Source organism: Amycolatopsis bullii (assembly GCF_014654205.1).
GTDB lineage: Bacteria > Actinomycetota > Actinomycetes > Mycobacteriales > Pseudonocardiaceae > Amycolatopsis > Amycolatopsis plumensis.
In genome coordinates, this window is the sequence record NZ_BNAW01000006.1 from 248131 (window position 1) to 274961 (window position 26831).

Genomic DNA, 26831 nt, shown 5'->3' on the forward strand with positions numbered 1-26831 from the left:
AATCGACAGCTTCGCTACAGGTCACGCACAGCTGAGCGGCGCACCCTGAGGTGGTGGGGGCGGGCACTGCGCCCGTCCCCGTGACCACAGGAGCGACGATGAACGACCAGCCGCGCGAGCAGAAGGCCCCGGACCAGCCCGAGCAGCCGACGGCCGAGCAGCCCACAGCGGCGCACCCCACCCCGGCCGCGGCACCGGCCGACCCAGCGGCCCCGCCTGCCTCGGCCGCTGCTGCTGACCAGGGCGATGCCGCAGCGCAAGCACCTCCCACGGCCGCGTTTGCTGCCGAGCCCGCGGAACCGCGCCAACCGGCAGGCCCAGCCGCCACCGCGCCGGCCGCGGGAGCGGCCGATCCGGCAGCGCCCGGATCTGCTCCGGCCGACCAGTCCGGCGTCCACGGCCGGCAACCGCCCCCCGGCGCCGGTCAGCCCTACCCCGCTTGGGGTCCGCCTCCGCCCGCCGCGCGGCAGCCCGGCGGATTCCGGCGGTTCGTCGGCCACCGGGCCACCCAGCTCGTCGCCGTCGGCGTGCTCGGCATGCTGGTCGGCGCCGGGATCGTCGGCGGGCTCGCCGCCGCGAGCCACCACGGCCCGCGGGACGGCCGCCCCGGCGTCCACCGCCAGTACAACGGCCCCGACCAGGGCTTCAACGGCCGCGGTCCCGGCTTCGGCGGCCGCGGGAACGGCGGCACCGGCTCCGGGGACGGCATCTGATCCCGCAGTGTGGCCTGGGCCACCCGTACCCCGCTCAGATCACGAAAGCATCACGGGCGGGGTACGGTGGCCGGGATGCGAAGCGCCTCCGCAGAAGTTCCCCACGCCGTCCGCGCGCTGCCGACGGCCATCCCCGTCGCCCGCTCGTGGGCCCTGCCGGCCGGCGCCGCAGCTGCCTCCGCGCTGGTGTTCGCCCTGGTCAGCAGCCATCTCATCGATGACACCTACATCACGCTGTCCTACGCGAAGAACCTCGCCTTCCACGGTCACTGGGGCCTGATCGAGCAGGGCACGGCGAACACCGCGACCTCCCCGCTGAACGTCCTGGCCCTCGGCGCGGTCACGTTCGTGCTGCGCGACGCCGTGCTGGCCGCCGGGGTCGTGTTCGTCGTCGCGCAGGTGGTGCTCGTGCTGGGCCTGCGCCGCCTGGGTGAGCGCACCGGCCTGCCGACGGCGTTCGCGCCGCTGACGTTCGCGTTGCTGCTGGTCAACCCGCTGTTGCTGTCGTCCGTCGGGCTGGAGGTGACGCTCGGCGCCACCGGCGTCGTGTGGACGCTGGTCTACGCGGGGGAGCGCCGGCCGGGTCGCCTGGGTGTCGTGATCGGGCTCCTCGCGCTCGTCCGGATCGACCTGCTGCTGATCGCCGCGGTGCTGTTCGCCGCCCGCCGCGAGTTCTGGACCGGCATCTGGCGGACGGCGTTCGCGGCGCTCGCCGTCACGCTGCCCTGGTTCGGGTTCAGCTGGGTGGTGCTCGGCTCGGCCGTGCCGGACACGCTCGTCATCAAGATCAGCCAGCAGTCGTGGGGACCGTTCAGCTTCACCAACGGCCCGCTGCTGTACTGGCGCAACTTCCCGGCCGCGGCCACGCTGTCGTTCCTGCCGCTGCTGCTCGCGGGCCTCGCCGGAGCGGCCTGGCTGGTCCAGTACCGCCGCGGCTCGGAGACGGCCCGCCGCCTGACACCGTTCGCGGCGCTCGCCGCCGCCGGCGCGCTGCACTACCTGGCCTACAGCCGGCTGGGCGTGCCGCCCTACCACTGGTACTACGCGCCGAGCATCATCGGCGCGACGATCTTCCTCGCCGCCTGTGCGTCCGCGGTCCCGGAGCGGATCCGGCGCGGAACGTGGACGCTGGCCGGAGCGGCCCTCGCGGCGAGCGTCGCGGTGTACGCGCTGCCGGGCCTGCCCCGCCAGTTCGCGCCGATCACGAGCAACCACGCGTCGACGACGGAGTACCGCGAGATCGGCCACGAGCTGGCGGCCATCGCCAACGGCCGCAAAGTCGAAACGGCGGGCGAGGTCGGCGCACTGGCGTACGCGTGCGACTGCGAGCTGGTAGACGAGTTCTCCGACCGCGGCGCGGTCGACCCGGCGATCACCGAGACCAAGCGCCGCAGCGACGACCTCGGCCGCGCGCTGCTGGAGGCCAACTTCCACAACTTCGACCACAGCGTCGCCCCGATCAGCCCGGACCTGGTCCTGGCGACCACCCGCCACACCCCACCCCGGACCGCGCTGGCGAGCTGGCACATCGACTCACCGTGGGTGGGCAGCCAGAACCTCTACCTGGTCCCCGCCCACGCCACCGGCGGCTGAGCCTCGACCATCCGGATCCAGCAGCTGTCGACCTGCGGCCGTTCAGGCTAAAGGGCTTGCTCCCCCGCGCGGGGGACGGTAGGACGAGTGCCGTCGAACGTGGGGAGGAACAATGGCGGATCCGTTGACGCTTTCCGTACTCGGGGCAACGGTGCTCACCGAAGGCATCAAGTTCGTGTACAACCAGGCAACCGAGCTTCTCAAACGCCGTCGCGAGAAGGCGGCCGCGGCACCGGACGTGTCGGCGCTGGAGGGACAGCTGGCTCCCCTGGACCCGGATCCCGCGGTGCTCGACCGGGTCGAACCCGATCTGCGCGAGCTGCGCAAGGTGCTGCAGGACTACGTCGACGAAATCGAACCCATCAGCACCGAGGACGGTCGGTTGCTCGAGACCACCGACGCCGTCCGGCGGTTGCTCGAAGCCGTTTACCGCCAGCGCATCACCTTCCGGGGTGAGCAGCGCCCGGCCTCCGGCCCGGTGGTCGAAGGCACGGTCGACGTCGCTGCGGTCTCCGGCTATGTCGCCGGGGTTCGCGCGCGGGTCGTCGGCGGAAACGCCCACGTGCGCGGCGCCGTCCGGGCGGACGAGGTTTCCGGGACCGCCGTGGGTGTCGATCTGGACCGGATCGGCGATTGACCGACGAGCAGCCCCGGCTCAGCCGGGACGAGTTGCTGTACGAAAAGGTCATCGCCCGCTACCTCGAGCAGGGGTTCGTCGAGCGCTTCTGGCTGGCCGCGAGGATCGAGCGGCACTTCCGTGACCCGGACTGCCGGTTCGTGCTGGTTTCCGGTGGCCCCGGGGCAGGCAAGAGCACTCTGCTGGCGTGGCTCACCCAGCGCCACGCCCTGTCGCCGCGGTACTTCCTGCGACGGCTCAGCAGCCACCCGCTGGCCAGCGGCGACGCGTGGTCGTTGCTGCTGAGCATCGGGCACCAGCTGGCGTTGCTGCGTCCGGAGCTGATGCGCGTCGACCTGGACGTCCAGGTGACCCAGGCGGTCGGCCGGGTGGCCGAAGCGGGTCGCGTCGTCGGCGCCCGCGTGGGCTTGCTGCACATCTCGCCGTTCCAGCACACGGCCGTGCAGGTGGCGCAGCAGGTCGAGGTCGCGGAAGGCAGTGTCGTCGGGTTCGAGATCGCGCGGATGGTCGCGGATTCGCGCCTCAACGACGTCGGCAACCTGCAGCACCTCGCGCTGATCGAGCCCGCCGTCCGGCTGGCCGCCAGTGACCCCACGGCCATGGTCGTGCTCTGCATCGACTCCGTGGACGAGCTTCGGCACCAAGGGCGTGACGCGGGACGGACGGACATCCTCGAATGGCTCGCCGACTGCCCGGAGCTGCCGGCGAACCTGCGGGTGGTCGTGTCCGCGCGGCCGGACACCGAGCTGCTGAGGCGGTTCCGGCTCGCCCAGGCGGACCGGCTGCGCGAGGAACGGATCGAACCTTCCGCGGCCGAAGTGCGCGAGGACCTGCTCAAGTACGCGCGGGCAGTGGTGTCCGATCCCGGCATCGCCGAGCTGCCGGAGGTGCGCAGAGTCGGCGTGGAGGCGGTCGCCCGGCGCATCGCGGACCACGCCGAAGGCAGCTTCCTTTACCTGACGCTGTGGGCGAGGGGGCTGCGGGACGCGGTGAGCGACGGCGACGGCGAACGGGTGGCGGGGCTCACCCGGCTCTCCGTGCTGCCCGCGGGGCTGGACGGTATCTACGAGTACTTCCTCGTGGTGATTCGTGACACGGTGAAGCGCCGTGAAGGTAACCAGTGGACGCACGTGTGGGCGCGCGTGCACCGGAAGCTGCTGGAGGTGCTCGCCGTCGCCCAGGCGCCGTTGCCGCTGAAGACGCTGCTCCTGCTCACGGATCTGGCCGGCGACCGCGCTCACGCCCGCCAGGCACTCGATGATCTGGCCCAGTTCCTGTCCGGGGACAACCGGGCCATCCGACTGCACCACGTCACGATGGCCGAGTTCCTGACGTCGGCGGACGAGGACCGGATCCTGGATGATTGGCATGTGGAAGCCGACGAAAGCCACCTCGCCCTCGCCCAGCGGCTGCTCACCGAACACGGTGACTCCTGGGCGACCTGCGACGACGCGTACGCCCTGAACAACACGGCCTCGCACCTCGTCGCGTCGATCCGGACCGCCGCCTCGGCCCGCACCCGCCGCCAGGCCGAGCAGCTGCTCACCGACCTGCTGGCCGTGCCCTCCTTCGGGCTCGCCAAGAGTCACCGGGTCGGCGTGGACGACATGCTGGGTGACTACGTGGCTGCCTACGTGGCCTTGTCCGGTTCGCCCGAACTGGAAGAGGGCCTCACCGCGGTGCTGGCACGGTTGATCAACGAAGGCCGGACCGACCTCGCGAGCAGCCTGCACGCGATGCTCCAGCACCGGCACGACGTGGCCGACCTCAACGCGGCGGTGCTGCGCCGGCTGAGCGACTCCGACTACCTCGAGCGGGCCATCCCCAACCCGAGGAACCGTGCGGCCGCGCGAATCGCGTTCTCCCACGGCGAGGCGGGACGGCTGCGCCGGCTGGGCGGCACGGACAACCTGGACGCCGCGCACCGGCTCCTCGCGCAGGCGATCGCGGATGTCGACGACGTCGACCACGTCACGTCGGCGCGGCAGCGATCTTCACTGTTCTACGACCTCGCCTACCTCGAGGCCCTGCACGGCCGGCTCGACCAGGCGCTGACCTGGTTCACCGAATCCGCGGAAGCTGCCGAGGAAGCCGGTGACCGGACCAGCGCATACATCTCCCGGCTGGTGGGCCTGCGGCACGGCTTGCTGGGCGGCGTCGTCGATCCGGAGGAGTACAAAACCGAGCACCTGTCCGCGCTGGAACACTTCGCCGGCGAGGACGCACAAGGGCCGAACGCGTCCCGCTGGGTGATGAACGCGCACGCCCACCTGGCCGACCTCGGGTTGCTGACCGGCGACCTCGACCTGGTCGTCACGCATCTCCAGGCGCTGGAAGACGACCCGTGGATCCAGCAGAACGCCCGCGCCGACCTGGTGCTCATCTTCCGGGCTCGTGCGGCGTGGGCCGCCGGCCACTGGGCCGTGGCCGCCGAGTTGTTCGCCCAAGCACTGGCCGACGACCTGACCGACCCGCCTTCGCACCGCGAGGCGCTCTCCCGCGACTTGTACTACTACGGGCAGGCGATGGCCGGTCTCGGTGACGTCGAACGGGCGCGCGAGCTGTGGCAACTCGGGCTTCGGTGCCCGGACCACGCCGGGAACTGGCCGTGGAAGCCGAAGATCACCGAGGCGCTGAACGAGCTGTGACGCTCAGCTGAGGGCATCCACCACGTCGGTGGCTGCCCTCAGATCGGGAGCTTGCGGAAGATCGGCCGCGGGACGTGCCGCAGCGCCGACATCACCAGGCGGAACTGCGCCGGCGCCCAGACCAGCTCCTTGCCCGCGCGCGCCGCGCTGACCGCGATTTCCGCGACCTGCTCGGCCGTCTGCGCCAGCGGGGCGTCCTTGAGCCCCTCGGTCATCTTGGTCTTGACGTGGCCAGGTCGCACGACCGTCACCTTCACGCCGTGCGGCGCGAGGGCCTCGCCGAGGCCCAGGTAGAAGCCGTCGAAGCCGGCCTTCGTCGAGCCGTAGACGAAGTTGGAGCGGCGGACGCGCTCGCCCGCCACCGACGACAGCGCGATCACCGTGCCGTGGCCCTGGGCCTTCAGCTTCTCCGACAGCGCGACGCCGACCGACACCGCCGCCGTGTAGTTCACCGTCGCCAGCTCGACGGCCTTCGCGTGGTCCTGCCAGACCTCTTCCGGGTCGCCGAGCAGGCCGAACGCCACCACCGCCACGTCGATGTCGCCGCCCTCGAACGCCTTGGCCAGCACGCCGGGGTGGGACGCCGTGTCCTTCGCGTCGAAGTCCACAGCGGACACCTCGGCGCCGCGGTCCTTCAGGCGCTGCGCGGCCGCATCGAGGCGCGGCGACGGGCGGGCGGCCAGCACCACGCGTAGCGGCTTCTCGGCCAGGTACTTCTCGGCGATCGCCAGCGCGATGTCGGACGTGCCGCCGAGCAGGAGCAGGGACTGGGGGTTGCCCACCGCGTCGATCACAGTTCGAGCCTCCGGCTCATGTCAGAGGCGAAAACGCCTTCGGGGTCGATGGAAGCGCGGACCTTGCGCCATTCTTCGAGCCGCGGGTACATCTTCGCGAACGTCTCGGGCGAGGTGCGCGAGTCCTTCGCCGTGTACAGCCGCCCGCCCAGCTCCAGGACGTCTTCGTCGAGCTCCTGGCAGAACCGGCTCAGGCCGTCCTTGATCGGGAAGTCGACGCAGACCATCCAGCCCGGGTGCGGGAACGACAGCGGCGCCGCGTTGCCCTCGCCCATGCGCTTGAAGACGTTGAGGAAGGACACGTGCCCCGACTCGGCGATCTTCTTGACGATCCTGCGCAGCGGCTCGTGCGCGTTCAGCGGCGTCGAGAACTGGTACTGCAGGAAACCCTTCGAGCCGTACGCCCGGTTCCACTCGCCGAACATGTCGAGCGGGTGGTAGAAGGCCGTCAGGTTCTGGATCACGCCGCGGGCGGCCTTCGGCGTCTTGCGGTAGTACAGCTCGCCGATGGCGCCGAAGGTCAGCTTGTTGGCCAGGCCGTTGGGGAAGATGTCCGGCAGCGTCGCCAGCTGCGGGGCGTCGAACTTCAGCGGGTTCGCGCGCAGCTTCGGCGGCAGTTCGTCCAGCTTCGCGAGCGAGCCGCGGCCGAAGGCGGCGCGGCCGAGCTTCGAGCCGGTGGAGATCGTGTCGAACCACGCCGACGAGTACGTGTAGTTGTCGTCGGAGCCGTTGCTGACCAGCTCCAAGGTCTCGTCGAGGTTGTTCGTGCGCTCGTTGTCCGCGAGGAAGTACGCGGTCTCGGTCTTCGTCATCCGGATCTTCGCCCGGACGATGATGCCGGTCAGGCCGATGCCGGCCACGGTCGCCCAGAACAGCTCCGCGTCCGGGCCCTCCGGCGTCAGCGTCCGGACCTGCCCGTCGGCGGTGATCAGGTCCATCGACACGACGTGGTTGCCGAAGCTGCCCGCGCTGTGGTGGTTCTTGCCGTGGATGTCGTTGGCGATCGCGCCGCCGATGGTGACCTGGCGCGTGCCCGGCAGCACCGGCACCCACAGGCCGTACGGCAGGGCTTCGCGCATCAGCTGGTCGAGGCTGACCCCGGCGTCGACGTCGACGAGCGCGCTGTCGGGGTCGATCGAGTGGATCCGGTTCAGTGCCGTCATGTCGACGACCAGGCCGCCGGCGTTCTGCGCCGGGTCGCCGTAGGACCGGCCGAGGCCGCGGGCGATCACGCCGCGCTCACCGGCCTGGGCCACGGCGCGGGCGATGACCTCCACATCGGCGGTGGTCAGCACGTCGGCGGTGGTCGGTGCGGTCCGCGCCCAGCCCATGAGCGTGCGACGCTGTGTGTTGGGTGCTTGGGTCACGCCGACCAGGGTAGCCACGCCCGGAACGTGGCACGGAAGCCCTCCTCTCTACACTTTGCGCATCAAGGCACAAGCGCCCGCGCGGGTGACCCGTGACTCAGTATCGAGGTAATGCAGTGGTGGCGACCGATCCGCAAGCCGACCTGACGGCTGCTCAGTCCTCCCCGGGACTGCTGGGCCAGCTCATCCGCTTTGCCCTGATCGGGGGATTCTGCGCCCTGGTCGACCTGGGCACCTACACCCTGCTGACCCAGGTGGCCGGGATGGCCACCTCACCGTGGGTCGACGTCGCCCGCGCTATCTCTTTCATCGTGGGCACGACCACGGCGTTCTTCCTGAACCGGAAGTTCACCTTCGCCGGCGGGCGCCGCGACGGCAAAGCGCAGATCGGCTCGTTCGTCCTGCTCTACACCGTGACGTTCTTCGTCGCGGTCGGGGTGAACCAGCTGGCGCTGCAGGTGTTGCCGGAGTCCGCCTGGCAGCACACGCTGTGCTGGGCCGTGTCGCAGGCCACCGCCACCGTGATCAACTTCGTGATGCTCAAGTGGGTCGTTTTCCGCGAGCCGTCGACCAAGGAGAACTGAGGACTTCCATGCCCGGCAAGACAGCTACCCCGGCGCCGACCACCGGCGCGGCCGCCGAGACGCGGTTCACCGAGCACACTCCGCAGGGTCGCCTGACGGCGCAGCGCGGGCTCTACGCCGGCCCGGCGCCGATCGTCAGCAAGGACCTCTACGCCGAGCTCGAGTGGGGCGCGGCCGTGCGGGAACGTGCGTCGATCACGCTCGACCCGGCCACCAAGGTGTCGGGCAACACCTACTTCGGCCGGTTCCCGGCCAGCTACTGGCAGCGCTGGACGAACGTGTCCGAGGTCTCGGTCGAGGCCGTCGTCACCGGCACCGGCCTGCTGTCCATGGGCGCGTCCGACGTCGAAGGCGAGCCCCGCGTGGTCGCCGCCGAGCAGATCAAGGACGCCAAGCAGGCGAAGGTGTCGCTGACCGGCAAACTCGACAAGTTCTACGACGGTGGCGCGCTCTGGCTCGACCTCGAGACCGAGGGCGGCCAGACGCTGCGCGTCGAGCAGGTCCGCTGGACGGTCGAGGCCCCGGAGAAGATCCGCCCGACCGCGGTGACGATCTGCACGATGAACCGCGCCGACGACTGCCTGAAGAACCTGCAGGCCCTCGCCGCGGACGTCTCCTCGCTGGACACCCTGGACGCGATCTACGTCGCCGACCAGGGCACCGATCTCGTCGAGTCGCGTGACGGCTTCGAGCAGGTCGCCAAGGACCTCGGCGACAAGCTGCACTACATCAAGCAGCCGAACCTCGGCGGCGCCGGCGGCTTCACCCGCGGCCTCTACGAGGTGGCCGGGCACACCGCCACCGAGCACGCGAACGTCCTGTTCATGGACGACGACGTCCTGCTCGAGCCGGACCTGGTCATCCGGATGACGGCGTTCTCGAACCGCGCCGCCCACCCGATCATCGTCGGTGGCCAGATGCTCAACCTGTTCCACCCGAACCAGCTGCACGTCGGCGCCGAGTACGCCCGCCTCAACACGCTGGAGCCCGGCCAGCCGGTCGAGCATTCGCTGACCACCGCCGACCTGCTCGGCGTGGACGAGGAAACGCTGAAGCCGAACCGCCAGGAACGCCGTCTCGACGCCGGCTACAACGGCTGGTGGTCGTGCCTGATCCCCTACGAGGTCGTCAAGGCCACCGGCTACCCGCTGCCGTTCTTCTTCCAGTGGGACGACGCGGAGTACTCCTACCGGGCCCGCGCGCACGGCTTCCCGACCGTCACCCTGCCGGGCGCGGGCGTGTGGCACGCGGACTTCCACATGAAGGACTGGGACGAGTGGCACCGGTACTTCAACCTGCGCAACTCCATCATCACCGCGGCCCTGCACTCGCCGTTCAACCTGAACCTGCTCTCGCGGGTGCTGATCGCGCAGCTGGTGCGCTACCTGCTCGGCATGCAGTACGGCCTGTCGGCCACCCTGATCAAGGCCGTCGAGGACTTCCTGAAGGGCCCGGAGATCCTGCGTGACGGCGGGGTCGAGGCGATGCAGGAGATCCGCCGGATCCGCGAGAACTACCCGGAGACCAAGCGCCACAAGGCGATCGACGTCCCGGGCATCGCCTCCAGCGACATCGGCATCATCAACACCCCGCCGCGGCCCACCCTGCAGCGCGTCGTGCTGCTCCGGCGGGTCATCGACCGGGTGCTCGGCCGCAGCAAGTTCGGGCTCGGCGCGGTGCCGATCGACGAGGCCAACTGGTGGCACATCGCGCAGTTCCAGACCGCGGTGGTGACCGACGCGAGCCAGGAAGGCGTCCGCGTCCGGTCCTACGACCGGGTGAAGATGTTCGCGCTGGCCAAGCAGGGCGCGCGGGTCGTCCAGCGGCTGCGCAAGGAAGGCGCGGCGGTGCAGGAGCAGTACAAGCGGGCCATGCCCGAGCTCACCTCGCGCGAGAACTGGAAGCGCCTGTACAAGCTCTGAGGTTCGCCGCGAAGGCCGTCTCACGCTCGTCGTGAGGCGGCCTTCGCCGTCTCAGGCGTGGAGGCCGAAGACCTTGCTCTTGCGGGTGAGGTCGTCGATGTAGGCGGCGGCGACGTGCGCGAAGTTCACCGCGACCACCGAGTCGTCCTTGGTCGTCACCGTTTCGACGGCGCCGGTCTTGACGAGCTGGGCGAGCTTGCCCGCCAGCTTCCCGGATTCTTCGGTGGTCAGCGCGAACAGCAGCGGTTCGCCGCCGGTGGCGAGGTGCAGGACGAGGGCGGGTTTCGGGTCAGCCATGCGTCCATCGGACCAGCGGCGATCTTGCCGGGGCAAGTGGGTTCGCTGAGGGCGCAGCTGCGGGGTGGACTACCGTTTTGCGAAGGCCGGACTCATCCGCGGGGGGTTGGAAGCGAATGCCGCACTCGTTCTCGCTGTCGCTGGCGGCGGTGGACATCCTGCTCGAACAGCTCGGGCTCGGGCGCGCGCCGACGCCGTTCGAGGTCCCGCACGTCGGCACGACCGTCGAACAGCGCGCGATGATCCGCGACGCCGTCATCCGCGACCTGACCGGCCGCGGGCTGTGGAGCCGCGGCCGCCTCGACCCGGACGCCGAGCTGGCACTGGCCACGTTCGTCCGCGGCAGCGTGACCATCAACGCGGCCGCTGAGCTGGGCGACCGCCACCTGTTCGCCCGCGTGGCCTCCGACGGGCAGTTCGCGGTGCTCGCCCGCCAGGAGGAGAACCTCATCGTCTTCGAGGAGGTCCGCCCGACCGGCATCGTGCCGGCGATCGTCGACCTGCTCCCGCTGACGCCGGCGGCGCCCGGCCAGTCGGTGACGATCTCGCGCCCGGCCCCGCAGCCCCGCCACCAGCGCCGCGACGAGGCGTACGACCCGTTCGCCGGTGTCACCGGCCCCCGCTCGCAAAGCGGCGGCGGTGGCCCGCAGCTCCGCATGATCGAGCGGGTCTTCCAGGAGCCGAAGAAGCGCGTCGGCCAGTTCACCGCCCAGACCCGCGGGGGGTCGTTCCCCCCGCTGGCCTGGTTCGACACCCCGAACGGCCGCTGGCTGATGTCCTCACGGGCGGCCGCCGACGGTCAGCGCTGGATCACCTACGCCCCGGCCGACAACGCCCGCCTGGCGCAGCAGCTGTACGCCCAGCTCGAAGGCCAGTTCTGACGTTGCGGAACCGCCCGCCCCGCAGCTGCGTCGAAGGTGAAGATCGGTGAACGGCCGTGGCGGAGGGTGCCCGGCTAGTAGACTTCCGGGTGCACACGCACGGGCGAAGCGATTCGGGGTGGAACAGCGATGCTGATTGCCGACGGCGGGGGCGGAGGCTCGATCGCCGACATTGTCAACCCGTTGTCTTCGGGCGCCATGGGCGCCGCGGTGCGCGCGGTCACCGCGGAGACGCAGAAGCTGGTCGACGCGGCCAAAAGCGGTGGTTTCAAGATCACCCCGGAGGGCGTGAAGCCGCTCACGACGGCGCTCCTCGCCCTGGTCGACGACCTGGACATGCTGAGCGACACGACGTACGTGCTCAACCAGGCACCGCAGCTCGGAAACCACCCGTACGGCCACACGATCGCGGCGCACGACCAGAAGGGCGCGGCGCAGGCCGAGGGGTCCGCGACCGTCGTGCTCGACCAGCTCAAGCAGGTGGCCCGGCAGGCCAACGAGGCGCTCGAGCGCGCCGCGGGTCTCTACAACGAATCCGAGAACGCCGCTCTCGGCGGCTTGAAGCCCAAGTCCTAGGGAATGATGAAACTCCTCGTACGCGCCGTTCTGCCCGTCGCCGCGGGTGCCCTGCTGCTGGCCGGGTGCACGGACACCCGGACCGGGACGCCCTCAGCCGCCGGCTCGGCGACGTCCGCGCCATCCACCGGGGAGTCGAGTTCGGCGGATCCGGGCGGCGCGACGACGACGTCGCTGGAGCCCTGCACGCTGCTGACCGCCGCCGACGTGGCCGCTTACGGCACCTTCAAGGACGGCGAGGAGCAGAAGCTCGGTAGTGCCCGAGTTTGCCGATATCAGAAGCAGCGCACCGACGCGAGCGAGGAAGGCGGCATCATCGGCGTCGCCATCCGCGACGATGCCCCGCTTGCCTCGGTCAACGACACCGGCGGCGGTATCAAGGACCTCGAAGTCAACGGCCGCAAGGCCAAACAGGCCTCGAGCCAGTCGCCGCTCGGGTGCACGGTCGCGCTCGGGGTCGGGGACAACGCGCGAGTGGACGTGAACGTGACCGCGGTCGACACCGTCGAGAAGGCTTGTCAGATGGCCAACGACGTGGCCACCAAGGCCGTCGAGCCCAAACTGCCCAAGGCGTGAGGGGAGTTCAGATGACCACGCGACAGAACCCGCCGCCGAAGACCGAGGACAAGTCGCCCCAGGAAGTGCAGAACATGGCGCCCGCCGAGCGGGACGCCTACCTGCAGAAGAAGGCCGAAGAGGGCGTCGACCCCGACAACTGGCTCTTCGGGTGGGTCCAGGACTTCATGGCGCGCGCCCAGGCCAAGAACCAGTCGCAGCAGATGGGCGACAAGAACGTCCGGGAAGCCACCACCGGCCGTGACGTCGAGTACGTCCAGGGGCTGCAGGCGCCGAACGCGGACTACAAGGGCAGCGACCACGCCCAGCTGCAGGCGTTCCTCCAGAGCAACCTCAACGTCGACCAGGTGTCGGAGGTGTCGACCGCCTACCACCAGGTCCACCAGGTCTTCGACAAGTTCGCGCAGTCGATGAACACCGCGGTCAACGCCTCCAAGGGCACTTGGGAAGGCAGCGCCGCCGAGAACGCGCAGCAGTACTTCACCAGCCTCAGCAAGTGGTCCGACGCCAACTCGCAGAACGCCAAGCTGGCCTCGGAAACCATCTACGACCAGGGCCAGGCCGCCGCCACGGCGAAGAACGCCATGCCGGCGCCGATCCCGTTCAGCTGGAAGGACGAGTTCAAGGACTGGGCGACCTCGAACCCCTTCAGCCTGCCCGACAACGTCGACAAGTCGATCCAGAAGCAGAAGGACAGCCAGGCGGCGCACGACGAGGCCGCCAGCGTCATGGCGACGTACGACAAGAACCTCTACGAGGCCGCTTCCAAGCAGCCCGCGTTCGCGCCGCCCCCGAGCTTCAGCACCGGTGGGGGCGGCGATGACCCCACCGGGACCGGCGACAAGAACGGCATCAACAACCCGTCCAGCGTGAACATGCCGGGCTCCCACTCGGTGAACACGCCCGGCGGCACCGCCCAGGGGTTCGTGTCCGGCAACGTCCCGGGCGGCACCGGCGCGCCGGTGCCGCACATCTCCGGCCCCGGTTCGACCACCGGGTCGGGGTTCGTGCCCGCGGGCACCACCACGCCGTCCGGCTTCACGCCCAGCTCGGTCCCGGCGGCCTCGACACAGAACCCGAACCAGCAGTTCGGCGGGATGCCGCCGATGAGCCCGATGCCGATGGGCGGCGGGATGAACTTCGGCGGCGACGAGGCCTACAACTCGAAGGTCGGCGGCGGTGGCGGTGGACGCGGTGGCGGCGGGTTCGGCCCCGGCGGCTCGGGTGCCGCCGGCAACGCGACGGGCGCGGGTGCCGCGTCGGGCGCCGCGCGGCCGGGCGGGATCGGTGCCGCGGAAGCGGCCGCGGGACGCGGGATGGGCGGTCTCGGCGCGGGTGGCGCCGGTCGCGGGGGCATGGGTCCCGGCGGCGGTGGCCTGGGCCGTGGCGCGAAGGGCGAAGGCGACGAAGACACCGAGCACTCGCGCCCGACGTACCTGGTCGAGGGTGACCCCGACGAGGTCTTCGGCACCGACATGCGCACCGCCCCGCCGGTCATCGGCGAATAAGTGTTCAGCAGAAAGGGCCCCCGCGGTGAGCGGGGGCCCTTTCCGTTGGACTCAGTAGCGGTAGAACTTCTCGGCGCGGCCCTGCCGCACCAGCTTCAGCCACTGCAGGAACGCCTTCGGATCCCGCTTCACGCCCACGAAGTACAGTCCGAAGCGGACGATCTCCAGCGCGCCGATCTTCCGCATGCCCGGCTGCGACAGCAGGTAGCCGCGGTTGCGGTAGGTGTAGTAGCGCTTGACCTCGTTCTCCGGGTCCTGCGCGTGGAACTTGCCGCCCAGCATCGGCTTGAACTCGTCGGAGCCGTCCGGGTGCAGGTACTTCGTCTTCAGCGACGTGCCGAACGGCAGCCCCGAGCGGGCCAGCCGGCGGTGCAGCTCGACCTCGTCGCCGCGGAAGAACAGGCGCAGGTCCGGAACGCCGACGACGTCCAAGGTGGACGCGCGGAAGAGGGCACCGTTCATCAGGGACGCGATGCCGGGCAGGAAGTCCGCGCCCAGCTCGGACTGTGACCGCTTCCAGGTCAGGCCGCGGCGCAGCGGGAACGCCAGCTTGTCCGGCGCGTCGATGTTCGACACCACCGGCGAAATCTCCGCCAGGCCCCGCTTTTCCGCTTCCTCGAGCAGGATGGCGAGCACGTTCTCGTCGGCCGGGCGCCCGTCGTCGTCGGCCAGCCAGATCCAGTCCGCGCCCAGCGACAGCGCGTGCAGCATGCCCAGCGCGAACCCGCCGGCGCCGCCGAGGTTCCGGTGCGACGGCAGGTACGTGTGCGGCAGCGGGTAGTTCTCGACGACTTCGCGCGCGGAGTCGTCCGGCCCGTTGTCGACGACCACCAGGTGGTCGACCGGGCGGGTCTGGGCCGCGATGACCTTCAGCGAGTCCGCGAGCAGCTCGCGCCGGTGCCGCGTGACGACCACGCCGACGACCGCGCCGTCGGGCAGCTGCCGGGTCTCGCTGGCCATCATTCCCCGCCGTTCGTCGTCGCCACCGGCTCGATGCCGAAGCGCTCCAAGGTTTCCTGGCTCATGTTTTCGAAGGGGTCACGGCCCTTGTACGACGTGAGGACGTCCCGCAGCGAACCCTGTTGCTTGAGGTGACCTTCGTCCATCCAGATGGCCGAATCGCACAGTTCGAACAGGAACTCGTCCGAGTGGCTGGCGAAGACCAGGATGCCGGAGCGCTTGACGAGGTCCTTGAGCCGGTCGCGCGCCTTGTTGAGGAACGCCGCGTCGACCGCGCCGATGCCCTCGTCGAGGATGAGGATCTCGGGGTCGATCGAGGTCACGACACCCAGCGCCAGCCGCACGCGCATGCCCGTCGAGTACGTTCGCAGCGGCATCTGCAGGTAGTCGCCGAGCTCGGTGAACTCCGCGATGTCGTCGACCCGCTTCTCCATCTCCTTGGCGCTCATGCCGAGGAAGAGGCCGCGGATGATGATGTTCTCGACGCCCGAAATCTCCGGGTCCATGCCGATGCCGAGGTCGAACACCGGCGCGATCTTGCCGTGGATCCGCGCCGAGCCACGGGTCGGCTCGTAGATGCCGGCGAGCAGGCGCAGCAGCGTGGACTTGCCGGCGCCGTTGTGCCCGACCAGGCCGACGCGGTCGCCTTCGCGCAGGGTGAGCGTCACGTCGTGCAGGGCTTCGATGATCGGCACCTTGGTGTCGGTGCCGATCTTGCCGCCGACCTTGCCGAGGACCTTCTTCTTCATCGACCGCGTCTTCGCGTCGAAGATCGGGAAGTCGACGAACGCGTTGTGGACGTCAATGGAGACCATGTGTCACACCCAATAGGAGACGCGGGCACGGTAGTTGCGCATCGCGACCAGCGCGAGAGCCCAACCGACGACGGTGATGGAGCCGACCACGATCCAGTTGCCGACCGAGAACTCCTGCCCCAGCAGCGGCGCGCGGACCACCTGCATGAAGTGGTACAGCGGGTTGATCTTGACGATCGGCAGGATCCAGGAGGCGGCCTCGCGGGTGCCGCCGGTCATCAGCTGGTCGACCGGCCAGACGATCGGCGTGCCGTAGAACAGCAGCTGGATCAGCGAGTTGATGACCTGCGGGATGTCGCGGAAGCGGGTCGAGATGATGCCGAACAGCAGCGTCACCCAGCCGGCGTTCAGCGCCAGCAGCAGGAAGCCGGGGATGGCCAGCAGGATGTTCCAGCTGAGGCCCGGGTGGCAGATGTGGTTGGGGACACACATCCCGTCCCCCAGCAACGAGTACTTGTTGCTGAGCGCGCTGAAGAAGATCGCCAGCACGGCGACGTAGACGATCATGTTGTGGGCGAGCATCAGGGTCTGCCGCCACACCGTGCGCAGCATGTACACGCTCAGCGGCGCCGGGAGCTGCTTGATCAGCCCCTCGTTCGCGATGAACGTCTCCATGCCCTCGGACAGGCAGCCGACGATGAAGCCCCAGATGATGAAGCCCGTGGAGATGTAGGGCAGGAACACCTCGACCGGCAGCTTGAACAGCTGGGAGTACAGCAGCCCGAGCCCGACGGCGAGGACGGCCTGCGTGATCGTGATCCAGAAGGGCCCGATCACCGACCTGCGGTACCGCTGCTTGATGTCCTGCCAGCCCAGGTGACCCCAGAGCTCGCGGGCGTGGAATCCGGCCTTGATATCGGCGAAGGCACGCGAGAACGTCTTGCTGTCCGACGCCGGGGGAGCCGACGTCGCCACGGGTGAGTCTGCGGCCTGAACCGTGCTGGTGGCATGCACGTGGACGAGGGTACCGATGGGCCCGGCACCGGCCTGGCCACCCCGCCCGCAACCAGCGCCCGCGGTGGTGCTGGAGCTGCTGCGGGGCCGGTAATGCCGTGAATGACTCATTCACCGCGTCGGATGTCAGGAATGAGTCATTCACGGCACCCGAGTTGTCCACAGAGGTTGTCCACAGGCCCTCCGGTCTGTGGACAACCTCCTCGGTCAGAGATACTGGCCCGTCCCCGAGATCCCCGGCCCGTGCTCGTGCCCGTGTCCGGCCATCCCCGACGGTCCCGCCGGCAGCCCACGCCGCATCTGCTCCAGCTGGACGCGGGCCGCCATCTGCTGGGCGAACAACGCCGTCTGGATGCCGCTGAACAGGCCCTCCAGCCAGCCCACCAGCTGGGCCTGGGCGATCCGCAGCTCCGCGTCCGACGGCGTCGAGTCGTCGGTGAACGGGCGCACCAACCGCTCCAGCTCGTCCTGCAGCTCCGGGGCCAGCGCCTTCTCCAGCTCGCGGATCGACGTCTGGTGGATCTCGCGCACCCGCGTGCGGGACGCGTCGTCCAGCGGGGCCGCCCGGACCTCCTCCAGGAGCTGCTTGATCATCGTGCCGATGCGCATCACCTTCGCCGGCTCTTCGACGAGGTCGCCCACCGACTCCGGGTGGTCGCCGTCGGGGGAGTGGGCGCCCACCGGCGTGCCGTCCGGTCCGACGACCACCACGTGGGGTGAAGGTTCCTGGCCCGGGTCACCCGCTGTGAAGTTCGGCTCGGTCATGTGCTCCATCCTGGCTTGCCTCCGCCACGCTCCGCGACACCCGCGGGGTGTCCGTCTCCGAGCGTAGCCGCAAACCGGGTTCCCGGTGGCTCTCCACCCAACCCCGGACGCACGGCGAAACCGCACGTCCGTACGGTGTCCCCATGGCGTTCGACGTCGCTCGTATCCGTGGGCTCTTTCCCGCGCTGGGTGACGGCTGGATTCACTTCGACGGCGCCGCCGGAATGCTGGTCCCGGAACAGGTCGCTTCGGCCGTTTCCACGGCGATGCGCGCCCCGGTGTCCGGGCCGGGCGGAGCGTTTCCGGCCTCACAACGCGCGGAAAGCATCGTGACCGCGGCCCGCCGGGCCGTGGCCGACCTGGTCGGGGCCGACCCGGCTGCCGTCGTGCTCGGGCCGAGCGCGCCGGTGATGCTGCGCCGGCTCGTCGACGCGCTCGCCGAGCGCTGGACCATCGGCGACGAACTCGTCGTGTCCCGGCTCGACGAGCAGGCCAACCTGGCGCCCTGGCAGCGGGCCGCCAAGCGCGTCGGGGCCGTCGTGCGCTGGGGCGAGATCGACATCGAGACCTGCGAGCTGCCCGCGTGGCAGTACGAGCAGCTCGTGTCGGCGCGAACCAAGGCCGTCGCCGTCACGCTCGCGTCCGGTTCCGTCGGCACCCGGCCGGACGTGCCGACGATCATCGAGTTCGCCAAGCGGGTCGGGGCGCTCGTCGTCGTCGACGCCACCTACGCCGCGCCCTTCCTGCCGCTCGACATCAACGCGCTCGGCGCCGACGTCATGGTCGTGTCCGCGCAGGCGTGGGGCGGCCCGTCGGTCGGTGCCCTCGTCTTCCGCGACCCCGAGCTCATCGAGCGGATCCCCCCGGCCTCGCTCGACCCGACGGCCCGCGGCGCCGCCCGGCTGGAGCTCGGCCCGCACGCCTACCCGCTGCTCGCCGGGCTGATCGCGTCGATCGACTACCTCTCCGGCCTCGACGACGCCGCCACCGGCTCACGCCGCGAGCGCCTGGTCACCTCGCTCGGGTCGGCGAAGTCCTACCACGCCGGCTTGCTCGCGCAGCTGTCCACGGAACTGCTGTCGCTGCGGCACATCATGGTCATCGGCAACGCCATGCGCCGGATCCCCGCGCTCGCCTTCGCCGTCGCCGGCAAGAAGGCGCCCGAGGTCGCCGAGTACCTGGCGAAGCAGGGATTGTGCGCCTTCGCCGACGACGGCACGAGCGGCGTCTTCGCGTCACTCGGCGTCGGAGAAGTGGGCGGCGCCGTGCGGATCGGGCTCGCCCACTACTCCAACGTCTTCGAGATCAACCAGCTCGTGCGAGTCCTGGAAGAACTGCGTTAAGACTTCGCGGCCAGCAGGACCTTGCCGAACACGCTGCCCTCTTCCAGGACGCGGTGGGCGGACGCGGCTTCGGCCATCGGCACGACCTGGCCGACGATCGGCTTGACCAGGCCGTCGGACACCAGCGGCCACAGGCGCTCACGGACGTCGGCGACGATCGCCGCCTTCTGGTCGAGCGGCCGGAACCGCAGGCCCGCGGCGAACACCGAAGCCCGCTTGCCGAGCAGCGCGCCGACGTTCAGCTCGCCCTTCACCCCGCCCTGCATGCCGATGATGACCAGCCGGCCGTCCTGCTTGAGCGCGTCGACGTTGCGGCCCAGGTAGGACGCGCCCATGTTGTCGAGGATGACGTCCGCGCCGCCGGTCTCCTCGCGGAGCACCTCGACGAAGTCCTGCTCCTTGTAGTTGATCGTGATGTCGGCGCCCAGCTGGCGGCAGCTCTCGAGCCGGTCCGGCGAACCCGCGGTGACGGCGACGGTGGCGCCGAGCGCCTTGCCGACCTGGATGGCGTGCGTGCCGATGCCGCCGGCGCCGCCGTGGACCAGCAGCACCTCGCCTTCGGTGAGGTTGGCGTGCATCACGACGTTCGCCCACACCGTGCAGGCCACCTCGGGCAGCGCGGCCGCGGTCAGCAGGTCGATCTCGCCCGGCACCGGCAGCAGCTGCCCGGCCGGGACGACGGCCTTCTCCGCGTAGCCGCCGCCGGAAAGCAGGGCGCAGACCTCGTCGCCGACTTTCCAGCCTGCAGTGTCTTCCACGCCTTCCCCGAGCTCCGCGATCGTGCCGGAGCATTCGAGGCCGAGGGTTTCGCTCGCGCCGGGCGGCGGCGGGTAGTGGCCCTGGCGCTGCAGCAGGTCCGCGCGGTTCACCGCGCTCGCCGCCACGTCCAGCAGCACCTCGCCGGGGCCGGGACGCGGATCCGCGACCTCCGCCCACTCGAGAACGTCCGGGTCACCTGGTTCACGGATGGTGATCGCGTACATGTGTCGACTGTATACCGCGGCCAAAGTTCCCGCCGAAAGGCGCATTGACGGACCTGACATATCGAACAAAGGTGAGCAACCATGTCACCCTTTAGAACGAGATTTCTTCCGCCGCTGGCGATAGCCACCGGCGCCACGCTCGTGCTCGGCCTCACCCCGGCCGTCGCCGCGAACACCCTCCCCGACGGTCCGGCCCTGGCGAAGCAGCTCGTCAAGAAGGTCGACGTCAACGGCGTCAACCGGCACCTGATCGCCCTCCAGCGCATCGCCGACACGAACGGCGGCACCCGGGCGGCGAGCACCGAGGGGCACAAGAAGTCCGCCGAGTACATCGCGACCAAGCTCGAAGCGGCCGGTTACCAGGTGACCCGCCAGGAGTTCCCGTTCACCTACTCGGAGACGCTCGCCGAGAAGCTGACCGCGGGCGGCGCGAACGTCCCGATCATCGCCATGGAGTACACGAAGTCGACGCCGGTCGGCGGCATCACCGCGCCGCTGTCCGTGGTCGCCGTCGACGACACCAGCGGCTGCGAGGCCGCCGACTACCCCGCCGACGTCGCGGGCAAGATCGCGCTGATCAAGCGCGGCGGCTGCTCGTTCGCGCAGAAGCAGCAGACGGCCGCGGCCGCGGGCGCGATCGGCGCCATCGTCTACAACAACACCGACGGCGACCTCAACGGGACGCTCGGCGGCCCGGAGAACGCGGTGATCCCGACCGGGGGCGTGACGGCGGCCGCGGGGGCGCAGCTGGCCACGCTCGGCGGGCAGAACGTGACGCTGGAGCTGCGGACCTTCCAGGAGGCGCGGACCAGCTACAACGTCATCGCCGAAACCAAGACCGGGCGCAAGGACAACGTCGTGATGCTGGGGTCGCACCTCGACAGCGTCCCGGCCGGCCCCGGCATCAACGACAACGGCTCCGGCTCGGCGACCCTGCTCGAGACCGCGCTGCAACTGGGGAGCAGCCCGAAGGTCAACAACGCCGTCCGCTTCGGCTTCTGGAGCGCGGAGGAGTTCGGCCTGATCGGCTCGACCTACTACGTCGACCAGCTGACCTTCGAGCAGCAGCTCGACATCGCGCTCTACCTGAACTTCGACATGATCGGGTCGCCGAACGCCGGCTACTTCGCCTACGACGGGGACAACTCCGACGGCGTCGGCGCGGGCGCCGGCCCGTACGGCTCGGCGCAGATCGAGAAGACCTTCGTCGACTTCATGCAGGCCGCGCGCGGGGTGTCCCTCGAGGGCACCGACTTCACCGGGCGGTCGGACTACGGCGAGTTCATCGCCGTCGGCATCCCGGCGGGCGGCCTCGACACCGGTGCCGAGGTGCTGAAGACCCCGGCGCAGGCGGCGAAGTGGGGCGGCACGGCCGGCATCGCGTTCGACCCGTGCTACCACCAGGCCTGCGACAACCTGGGCAACATCGACCGGGTCGCGCTGGACCGCAACGCCGACGGCGTCGCGTGGGCCCTCGGCCTCTACGCGACGAGCACCGAGAGCATCAACGGCGTCCAGCCGGGCAAGGCGAAGGCGGCCAAGCAGAAGGCCGCCGATCGCCAGGCGCAGCGGAACTTCTCCGCCCGTGCCGTCGCGGGTGACCCGCACGCACTGACTGCCTGACGACAGACCGAAGGGGCCGTCCCGGCTTGCGGGGCGGCCCCTTCGGCGTGTTCGCTCAGTGCCCAGGCCTAGCCCAGGTTGTTGGTGCCGAAGGTGTCGCAGCGGGCGGGTTCGCCGGTCTGGAAGCCGGTGGTGAACCACTTCTTGCGCTGCGCGGACGTGCCGTGGGTGAACTTCGAGCGGTCGACTTGGCCGCCGCCGAGGTTCTCCTGGATGTAGTCGTCGCCGATGCGGGACGCGGTGTCCAGCGCGGAGTTGATGTCGTCCTGGGTGACGTCGGTGATCAGCGGCTTGCCGCTCTCGGTCGGCGTCGTCGAGGCGTGGTTGGCCCAGACGCCGGCGTAGCAGTCGGCCTGCAGCTCCAGGCGCACCGACCCGGACGTGGGGCCGGTGCCGGTGCCCTTCTTCGACGTCCCGAGCAGGTTCTGCACGTGGTGGCCGTACTCGTGGGCGAGCACGTACGCCTCGGTGAAGAGCCCGCCCTGGGCGCCGAAGCGTGTCTTCAGCTCGTCGAAGAAGGAGAGGTCGATGTAGACCTCGGAGTCGGCCGGGCAGTAGAACGGGCCGGTGTCGGAGGTCGCGCTGCCGCAGCCGGTGCGCACGCCGCCGTTGAAGAAGTTGGTCGGCGCCTTCCGGTAGGTCGAGCCGGACCGCGCGAACTGCTGCGTCCAGTAGTCCTGGACCGAGTTGACGACCGCGACGATGGCGCAGTCGTGGTTCTTGTTGGCGTCGGCGCCGGTCCTGCACTCGCTGGACAGCTTCGAGTTGTCGACCTGCTGGCCGGACCCGACGCTGCCGAGCCCGCCGCCCAGGCCGCTGCCGCCCGTGCTGACCCCGCCCAGCTGGGACAGCACGAAGTAGATGATCAGCCCGACGATGCCGACCCCGCCGCCGCCGAGCGCCACGCGGCCGCCGATCCCGCCGCCTCCACCGCTTCCGCGCAGGTCCTGGACTTCCGAAGCGTCAAGGCCGGCGTTGTCGTCGAATCTCACCCCGGAAATACTAACGAGCCTGGGTGCGTCCGTCGCGCTGACGGGCGCACCCAGGCTGGTACCGAGGTATGTCTTTGGTCGAGCGGTTGGCCGCTTCCGGGGCCGGCGTTCAGGCGCTGTCGTCACGGCTTCCGAGGCCGTGACCGGAGCCAGGCCCGACCGACGCCGTATGCGTGATGCATGGAAGCCCGCTCATGAGCTGTTCACAGTCGCGGCCGACCCGGTAGAAGTCCGTTCCGGTCGCGGGGACGCAGCTGGCGGTCAACCGCGAGAATCACCCGCCACACAACCACCTGACCTCTCCTGGCGGGGAAGCCGGGCCGACGCGTCGCCGTCGCCGCGCCGCATACCTGGCCAACCATCCGCCGACAAGCAGAATGCGCCTTTCCCGGCCGAGTCTCAACCTTTTCGTAACCCCACCTTCGGGCGATGTTGCGACGGGGTTTTCACCGGCCGACGGATCGGCGTCGGAACGCGCGGCCCGTTGATCAGCGTTCTACGCTGTCTTATGACCGAGGAGCGTGCTGTGCGGTGGTTGAACGAAGCCGAGATGGCGGCGTGGCGCTCCTACATCGTGTCGACCCTGCTGCTGCGGCAGCGGCTGCACCGGGAGCTGGCCGAACGCCACGACGTGTCGCTGACCGACTATGAGGTGCTCGTCTGCCTGCAGTCCCAGCCCGACCGCCGGATGCGGATGTCCGAGCTGGCGATGTACATGGGGTCGACGAAGAGCAAGCTTTCGCACCAGGTGGCCAAGCTGGAGGAGGCGGGCCTGGTCCGGCGGGCCCGCGACCCGGAGGACAAGCGCGGCGTGATCACGGAGGTCACCGACGAGGGCCTGGCGCTGCTGGAGAAGGCGGCGCCGACGCACGTGGAAGGCGTGCGCGAGCACCTCATCGACCTGCTGAGCCCCGAGGAACAGGCCACGATCGCCGCGGCCTTCGAGCGGGTGCAGGCGCACCTGCTGGAGCCGGAAAACTGAACCCGGGCGCGGCGGGCGCCCGGGCTCTCAGTGCGGTAGCGGTGGGATTCGAACCCACGGAGAGGTTGCCCCCTCGCATGTTTTCAAGACATGTTCCTTCGGCCGCTCGGACACGCTACCCCTGCCCACGAGCGTAGCCGACGCTCTCCGGGGCGACCTGGGCCCCGCCGGGGGTGTTCCCGGCATGGGGACACCCGGGAACGATCCGGACGGCGGGCTGCGCCGCGGCGCAGCCCGATCGCGGCGACCGGCTTCGTGGTCTCGCTGCGGCGCAACCGGTTCCGGCTAGCTCCAGGTCAGCGTGAGCGCCGCACCCTGGGCGCGGCCCGCTTCGGCGGCCGGCGTGCGTGTGGCCGGGTCCAGCGGGTTCTCGCCGACCGCGGCCTGCGACGCCTCGTCCGGCGTGATCAGCGTGACCTCCGCACCCGCCGCACGCAGGTCGTCCAGCACCTCCAGCAGGGGCTTCTCCATCGGCAGCGGGGCGTCCGGCCCCAGCGGCGAGACCACGGTCACGCGCCGGTGGCCCGCCGCGTAGTCGGCGTTTTCGGCCGAGCGGACGCCGCCGTCGACGTACCGGCGGCCGTCGATGGTCACCGCCGGCCAGACGCCGGGGACCGCGCAGCTCGCCGCCACCGCGTCGACCAGGGAGACGCCGGACGCGCTGTCGAAGCGGCGGGGTTCGCCGGTCTCCGCGTCCACCCCCACGATCACGAGGCGCTGCGCGGGCCACTCGTGCACCGGCAGCCGCGCCTCGATCACCGCGCGCCGATCCGCTTCCGGCACGGTTTGCGCCGCCAGGGCCAGCTTCCCGACCGCCCGCCGCACCTCGGCCGGGTCGGTCGCGCCGGTGATCGCGCCGCCGAAGTCGGCGGCGAACTTCTCGAAGTCGATCTCCGCCGGGATCTCCGGTGCCTGCAGCGCCGGGTCGACCTGGCGCGCGTACAGCTCGGCCAGCGGAAGCCCGCTGGTCACCTGCGCCGCCACGACCGACCCCGCCGACGTCCCGACCAGCAGGTCCGCGCCCGTCAGGTCCTGGCCGTGCTCGGCCAAGCCCAGCAGCAGCCCCGTCGTCCACGCGATCCCGGCGACCCCGCCGCCACCCAAAACCAAAGCCTGTCCGCCCATACGGGCAGCCTAGCCACGGGGTCCGACAATTTTCGGCCGCCGCGGTCTACCCTCCAGGTCGGCGAAGCGAGAGGGACGGCGATGACCGCGAAGATCGAAGGCTTCCACCACGTCAAGTTCCCCGTGCGCGACCTGGCGCGCAGCCGCGAGTGGTACGAGCGCGTGCTCGGGCTCGACGTCACCCACGAGTTCCCGGACGACGACGGCGTCGTCCGCGGGGTGGCCGGAAGCGTCGACGGCGTGCCGGTGGCGTTGCGCGTGCAGGAGACGGCCGCCGCGGGGCTCGCCGGGTTCGACCCGGTCTGCTTCTCGATCGCCGACCGCGCGGCCGCCGACGCGTGGATCGCCCGGCTGGACGCGCTCGGCGTCGAGCACCCGCCGCTGTTCGAGGCCACCACCGGCTGGATGGTCCGCTTCAACGACCCCGACGGCACCGAAATCCGGCTCTACAGCCTGTCCAAGGACGACGGCGTCGACCACACCGGCGAGCAGGGCTACGCCCAGCGCGTGCGCTGACTCGGCTGGATCACGGCTGGCGCAGGGCCTTCGCGGCGATCCGCGCCTGCACCTCGGGACGGCGCAGCGGCGGCACGGTGGCCGGCGGCTGGCGGCGCTCGGGCAGCTGCTCCAGCAGCCGGGCGGTGATCTGCGTGATTTCGGCGACCGCCGCCTCGAACGGCTCGCGCGTGGCGTCCGACAGCGACTGCACACCGGTGACCTTGCGGACGTACTGGCGGGCCGCGGCCTCGATCTCCTCGCCCGTCGCGGCCGGCTGGAGCCCCCGCAGGGTGGTGATGTTTCGGCACATGCCGCCCAGCGTACGGCTTTTCACGGGCTCCGATCACACGGTCGGGTAGGCCGGGCCCGGCTTCGTTGACGCCCGAACCGGTGCTGGGCAAGGTCGGGGAAGTGCCCCTCAGACCGCGCCCGTTCCGCTCCGCCCGCGCCGAACCCGGCATCCTCGAAGAAGAACTCCCGGACACCCCCATCCCGGAACAGGCCTGGCCCCGCGTGCGGGCCGACGAACTGGTCACGCTCGTGGCGCACGTCTTCGCCGCGCACGGCCTCCCGGAAACCCGCGCCCGCATCGCCGCCGAAGCGCTTTGCCACGGTGATCTCACCGGGTCACCGGAGACCGGGGTCGCCGACCTGACCCGCGTGCACCTGCCACTGCTGAAGAACGGGTTCGTCGTGCCGCACGCCGAGCCGCTGATGATCGCCGACCGCGGGGCCGCCGCGCTGATCGACTACCGCCGCGCACCCGGGCTCTGGGCCGTGGGCGACGCGATGGACCGCGCGGTGACGCGGGCCGGCCGCTTCGGCGTGGGACTCGTCTCGCTGCGCGGCATCGGGCCGTTCGGCCGGGCCGGGCACCACGCCGCGCGGGCCCTGCCGCACGCCATGATCGGGCTGGTCCTGGCCGCGGGCGGCGAGCCCGGCCAGCCGATGAACCCGCTGGGCATGGCGGCGCCGGGCGGCGCGTACCCCGAGTTCGTCTTCGACATGGACCGCCCCGGCGCCGAAGCGGCCGGACTGACGCTGCTGGTCGAGGTCCTCGCCGGCGTGCTGTCCGGGGTCGCCGACCACGAGCACGACACCGGCCTGCTGGTGCTGGCGATCGCGCCGACGACGCTGCGCAGCGCCGACGGCTTCTACCGCGCGGCGAGCGCGCTGTTCGGCAGCATGCTGGGCTGGGACGGCGGTGCGCCGATCCGTTATCCGGGGTGGCGGGAGGCGCAGCATCTCGAGCAGTGCCGGGCGCTGGGTGTGCCATTGGCCGGGCCGGTGCGTCGGGAGCTGGATGCGCTGGCCGGGTCGCTTGGGCTGCCGGTGTTGACCAGTGTGGGGTAGGTGTCGGTGGTCGGTGTCTGCCGGGGCAGGGTTCTGGTGCTGGTCTCTGCCGGGGCAGTGTTCTGGCGCTGATCTCTGCCGCGGCAAGGGTTGAACGCTGATCTCTGCCGCGGCTGGGCGGGTCCGACCTCCCCCGCCCCTCCGGTGGGATTTTCAGCCGCCGGACGGGTTCGTCAAGGCGGGAAAGCGTGCCTTGACAAACCCGCCCGGCGGCTGAAGAGAAGGCTGGGATGAGGGGCGGGGGAGGTCTGGTGACGTCGTTGGTCGGCTTGCGTTGCCGGCCCCCGGTTCGCGATCACGTCGTTTGGTCGGCTTGCGTTGCCGGCCGGCGGTTCGCGTTTG

The 26831-nt window shown here is 70.5% G+C and carries 26 protein-coding genes and 1 tRNA gene; 15 read left to right on the forward strand and 12 right to left on the reverse strand.

Annotated elements, in window-relative coordinates; all coding sequences use genetic code 11:
• The first annotated feature begins 98 nt into the window (after positions 1-98).
• From IE317_RS11120 to IE317_RS11135, 4 genes are all read left to right on the forward strand, one after another.
• Positions 99-713, forward strand: a complete 615-nt coding sequence (locus tag IE317_RS11120; RefSeq protein ID WP_191308980.1) for a hypothetical protein — start codon at positions 99-101, stop codon at positions 711-713.
• Positions 714-788: 75 nt separating this feature from the next.
• Positions 789-2306, forward strand: a complete 1518-nt coding sequence (locus IE317_RS11125; protein WP_191308982.1) for a glycosyltransferase family 87 protein — start codon at positions 789-791, stop codon at positions 2304-2306.
• A gap of 112 nt (positions 2307-2418) precedes the next feature.
• Entirely contained in the window at positions 2419-2943 is a 525-nt protein-coding gene (locus tag IE317_RS11130) for a hypothetical protein (RefSeq protein WP_191308983.1), read from the forward strand.
• Positions 2940-5591, forward strand: a complete 2652-nt coding sequence (locus tag IE317_RS11135; RefSeq protein ID WP_191308986.1) for a hypothetical protein — start codon at positions 2940-2942, stop codon at positions 5589-5591. The genes IE317_RS11130 and IE317_RS11135 overlap by 4 nt, the downstream gene beginning before the upstream one ends.
• A 38-nt stretch (positions 5592-5629) precedes the next feature.
• On the opposite strand, the gene IE317_RS11140 is transcribed toward IE317_RS11135, so the two are convergent.
• The gene (locus IE317_RS11140; RefSeq protein ID WP_191308988.1) at positions 5630-6385 is read right to left on the reverse strand and encodes a decaprenylphospho-beta-D-erythro-pentofuranosid-2-ulose 2-reductase; all 756 of its coding nucleotides are present in this window, start codon (positions 6383-6385) and stop codon (positions 5630-5632) included.
• A complete protein-coding gene (locus IE317_RS11145; RefSeq protein WP_191309150.1) occupies positions 6382-7716 on the reverse strand; it encodes an FAD-binding oxidoreductase in 1335 nt (444 codons plus the stop codon). Before IE317_RS11145 ends, IE317_RS11140 begins: the two co-directional genes overlap by 4 nt.
• Before the next feature lie 152 nt (positions 7717-7868).
• On the opposite strand from IE317_RS11145, the gene IE317_RS11150 reads away from it, so the two are divergent.
• Together IE317_RS11150 and IE317_RS11155 are read left to right on the forward strand one after the other, a co-directional pair.
• Positions 7869-8336 (forward strand): GtrA family protein, encoded by a 468-nt coding sequence (locus IE317_RS11150; RefSeq protein WP_191308990.1) that lies wholly within the window; start codon positions 7869-7871, stop codon positions 8334-8336.
• A gap of 8 nt (positions 8337-8344) precedes the next feature.
• Positions 8345-10258, forward strand: coding sequence for a glycosyltransferase (locus IE317_RS11155; protein ID WP_191308992.1), 1914 nt, complete (start codon positions 8345-8347; stop codon positions 10256-10258).
• Between the two features lie 51 nt (positions 10259-10309).
• Here IE317_RS11155 and IE317_RS11160 read toward each other — a convergent pair whose 3' ends face one another.
• Positions 10310-10555: a hypothetical protein gene (locus tag IE317_RS11160; RefSeq protein WP_191308994.1), complete on the reverse strand. Its 246-nt coding sequence runs from the start codon at positions 10553-10555 to the stop codon at positions 10310-10312.
• 116 nt (positions 10556-10671) lie between these two features.
• Between IE317_RS11160 and IE317_RS11165 the strand changes: the two genes are divergently transcribed.
• From IE317_RS11165 to IE317_RS11180, 4 genes are all read left to right on the forward strand, one after another.
• Complete coding sequence (locus IE317_RS11165) at positions 10672-11436, forward strand: ESX secretion-associated protein EspG (RefSeq protein WP_191308996.1); 765 nt, start codon at positions 10672-10674, stop codon at positions 11434-11436.
• Positions 11437-11565: 129 nt separating this feature from the next.
• Complete coding sequence (locus IE317_RS11170; protein ID WP_191308998.1) at positions 11566-12012, forward strand: hypothetical protein; 447 nt, start codon at positions 11566-11568, stop codon at positions 12010-12012.
• A 6-nt stretch (positions 12013-12018) separates the two neighbouring features.
• Positions 12019-12588 (forward strand): DUF3558 domain-containing protein, encoded by a 570-nt coding sequence (locus IE317_RS11175; protein WP_229902634.1) that lies wholly within the window; start codon positions 12019-12021, stop codon positions 12586-12588.
• Positions 12589-12599: 11 nt separating this feature from the next.
• Positions 12600-14096: a hypothetical protein gene (locus IE317_RS11180; RefSeq protein WP_191309002.1), complete on the forward strand. Its 1497-nt coding sequence runs from the start codon at positions 12600-12602 to the stop codon at positions 14094-14096.
• A 51-nt stretch (positions 14097-14147) separates the two neighbouring features.
• Here the strand turns inward: IE317_RS11180 and glfT1 are convergent, their stop codons facing one another.
• From glfT1 to IE317_RS11200, 4 genes are all read right to left on the reverse strand, one after another.
• Positions 14148-15056 (reverse strand): galactofuranosyltransferase GlfT1, encoded by a 909-nt coding sequence (glfT1, locus tag IE317_RS11185; RefSeq protein WP_191309004.1) that lies wholly within the window; start codon positions 15054-15056, stop codon positions 14148-14150.
• On the reverse strand, positions 15056-15871 hold the full coding sequence (wzt, locus tag IE317_RS11190; protein ID WP_191309006.1) for a galactan export ABC transporter ATP-binding subunit Wzt/RfbE: 816 nt from the start codon (positions 15869-15871) through the stop codon (positions 15056-15058). The genes glfT1 and wzt overlap by 1 nt, the downstream gene beginning before the upstream one ends.
• 3 nt (positions 15872-15874) lie before the next feature.
• Complete coding sequence (gene wzm, locus IE317_RS11195; RefSeq protein ID WP_191309008.1) at positions 15875-16825, reverse strand: galactan export ABC transporter permease subunit Wzm/RfbD; 951 nt, start codon at positions 16823-16825, stop codon at positions 15875-15877.
• 207 nt (positions 16826-17032) lie between these two features.
• Complete coding sequence (locus IE317_RS11200) at positions 17033-17599, reverse strand: bacterial proteasome activator family protein (protein ID WP_191309010.1); 567 nt, start codon at positions 17597-17599, stop codon at positions 17033-17035.
• A 134-nt stretch (positions 17600-17733) separates the two neighbouring features.
• On the opposite strand from IE317_RS11200, the gene IE317_RS11205 reads away from it, so the two are divergent.
• Complete coding sequence (locus IE317_RS11205) at positions 17734-18933, forward strand: cysteine desulfurase-like protein (protein WP_191309012.1); 1200 nt, start codon at positions 17734-17736, stop codon at positions 18931-18933.
• Here IE317_RS11205 and IE317_RS11210 read toward each other — a convergent pair.
• Positions 18930-19916 (reverse strand): NAD(P)H-quinone oxidoreductase, encoded by a 987-nt coding sequence (locus tag IE317_RS11210; RefSeq protein WP_191309014.1) that lies wholly within the window; start codon positions 19914-19916, stop codon positions 18930-18932. The genes IE317_RS11205 and IE317_RS11210 overlap by 4 nt on opposite strands.
• Before the next feature lie 81 nt (positions 19917-19997).
• Here IE317_RS11210 and IE317_RS11215 point away from each other — a divergent pair, with 81 nt between their 5' ends.
• Positions 19998-21539 carry a M28 family metallopeptidase gene (locus tag IE317_RS11215; RefSeq protein ID WP_191309016.1) on the forward strand — a complete coding sequence of 514 codons (1542 nt, stop codon included), beginning with the start codon at positions 19998-20000 and terminating at the stop codon, positions 21537-21539.
• A 68-nt stretch (positions 21540-21607) separates the two neighbouring features.
• On the opposite strand, the gene ypfJ is transcribed toward IE317_RS11215, so the two are convergent.
• On the reverse strand, positions 21608-22531 hold the full coding sequence (gene ypfJ, locus IE317_RS11220) for a KPN_02809 family neutral zinc metallopeptidase (RefSeq protein WP_191309018.1): 924 nt from the start codon (positions 22529-22531) through the stop codon (positions 21608-21610).
• A 508-nt stretch (positions 22532-23039) separates the two neighbouring features.
• Here ypfJ and IE317_RS11225 point away from each other — a divergent pair.
• The gene (locus tag IE317_RS11225) at positions 23040-23513 is read left to right on the forward strand and encodes a MarR family winged helix-turn-helix transcriptional regulator (RefSeq protein WP_191309020.1); all 474 of its coding nucleotides are present in this window, start codon (positions 23040-23042) and stop codon (positions 23511-23513) included.
• A 33-nt stretch (positions 23514-23546) separates the two neighbouring features.
• Here IE317_RS11225 and IE317_RS11230 read toward each other — a convergent pair.
• Both IE317_RS11230 and IE317_RS11235 read right to left on the reverse strand, forming a co-directional pair.
• Positions 23547-23633 (reverse strand) — tRNA-Ser (locus tag IE317_RS11230).
• 165 nt (positions 23634-23798) lie between these two features.
• On the reverse strand, positions 23799-24638 hold the full coding sequence (locus IE317_RS11235; RefSeq protein ID WP_191309022.1) for a patatin-like phospholipase family protein: 840 nt from the start codon (positions 24636-24638) through the stop codon (positions 23799-23801).
• A gap of 81 nt (positions 24639-24719) precedes the next feature.
• Between IE317_RS11235 and IE317_RS11240 the strand changes: the two genes are divergently transcribed.
• Positions 24720-25154 (forward strand): VOC family protein, encoded by a 435-nt coding sequence (locus IE317_RS11240; protein WP_191309024.1) that lies wholly within the window; start codon positions 24720-24722, stop codon positions 25152-25154.
• Positions 25155-25164: 10 nt separating this feature from the next.
• On the opposite strand, the gene IE317_RS11245 is transcribed toward IE317_RS11240, so the two are convergent.
• Positions 25165-25446 carry a DUF2277 domain-containing protein gene (locus tag IE317_RS11245; RefSeq protein WP_191309026.1) on the reverse strand — a complete coding sequence of 94 codons (282 nt, stop codon included), beginning with the start codon at positions 25444-25446 and terminating at the stop codon, positions 25165-25167.
• Positions 25447-25547: 101 nt separating this feature from the next.
• Here IE317_RS11245 and IE317_RS11250 point away from each other — a divergent pair, with 101 nt between their 5' ends.
• Positions 25548-26489, forward strand: coding sequence for an Ldh family oxidoreductase (locus IE317_RS11250; RefSeq protein WP_229902635.1), 942 nt, complete (start codon positions 25548-25550; stop codon positions 26487-26489).
• Positions 26490-26831: the final 342 nt, after the last annotated feature.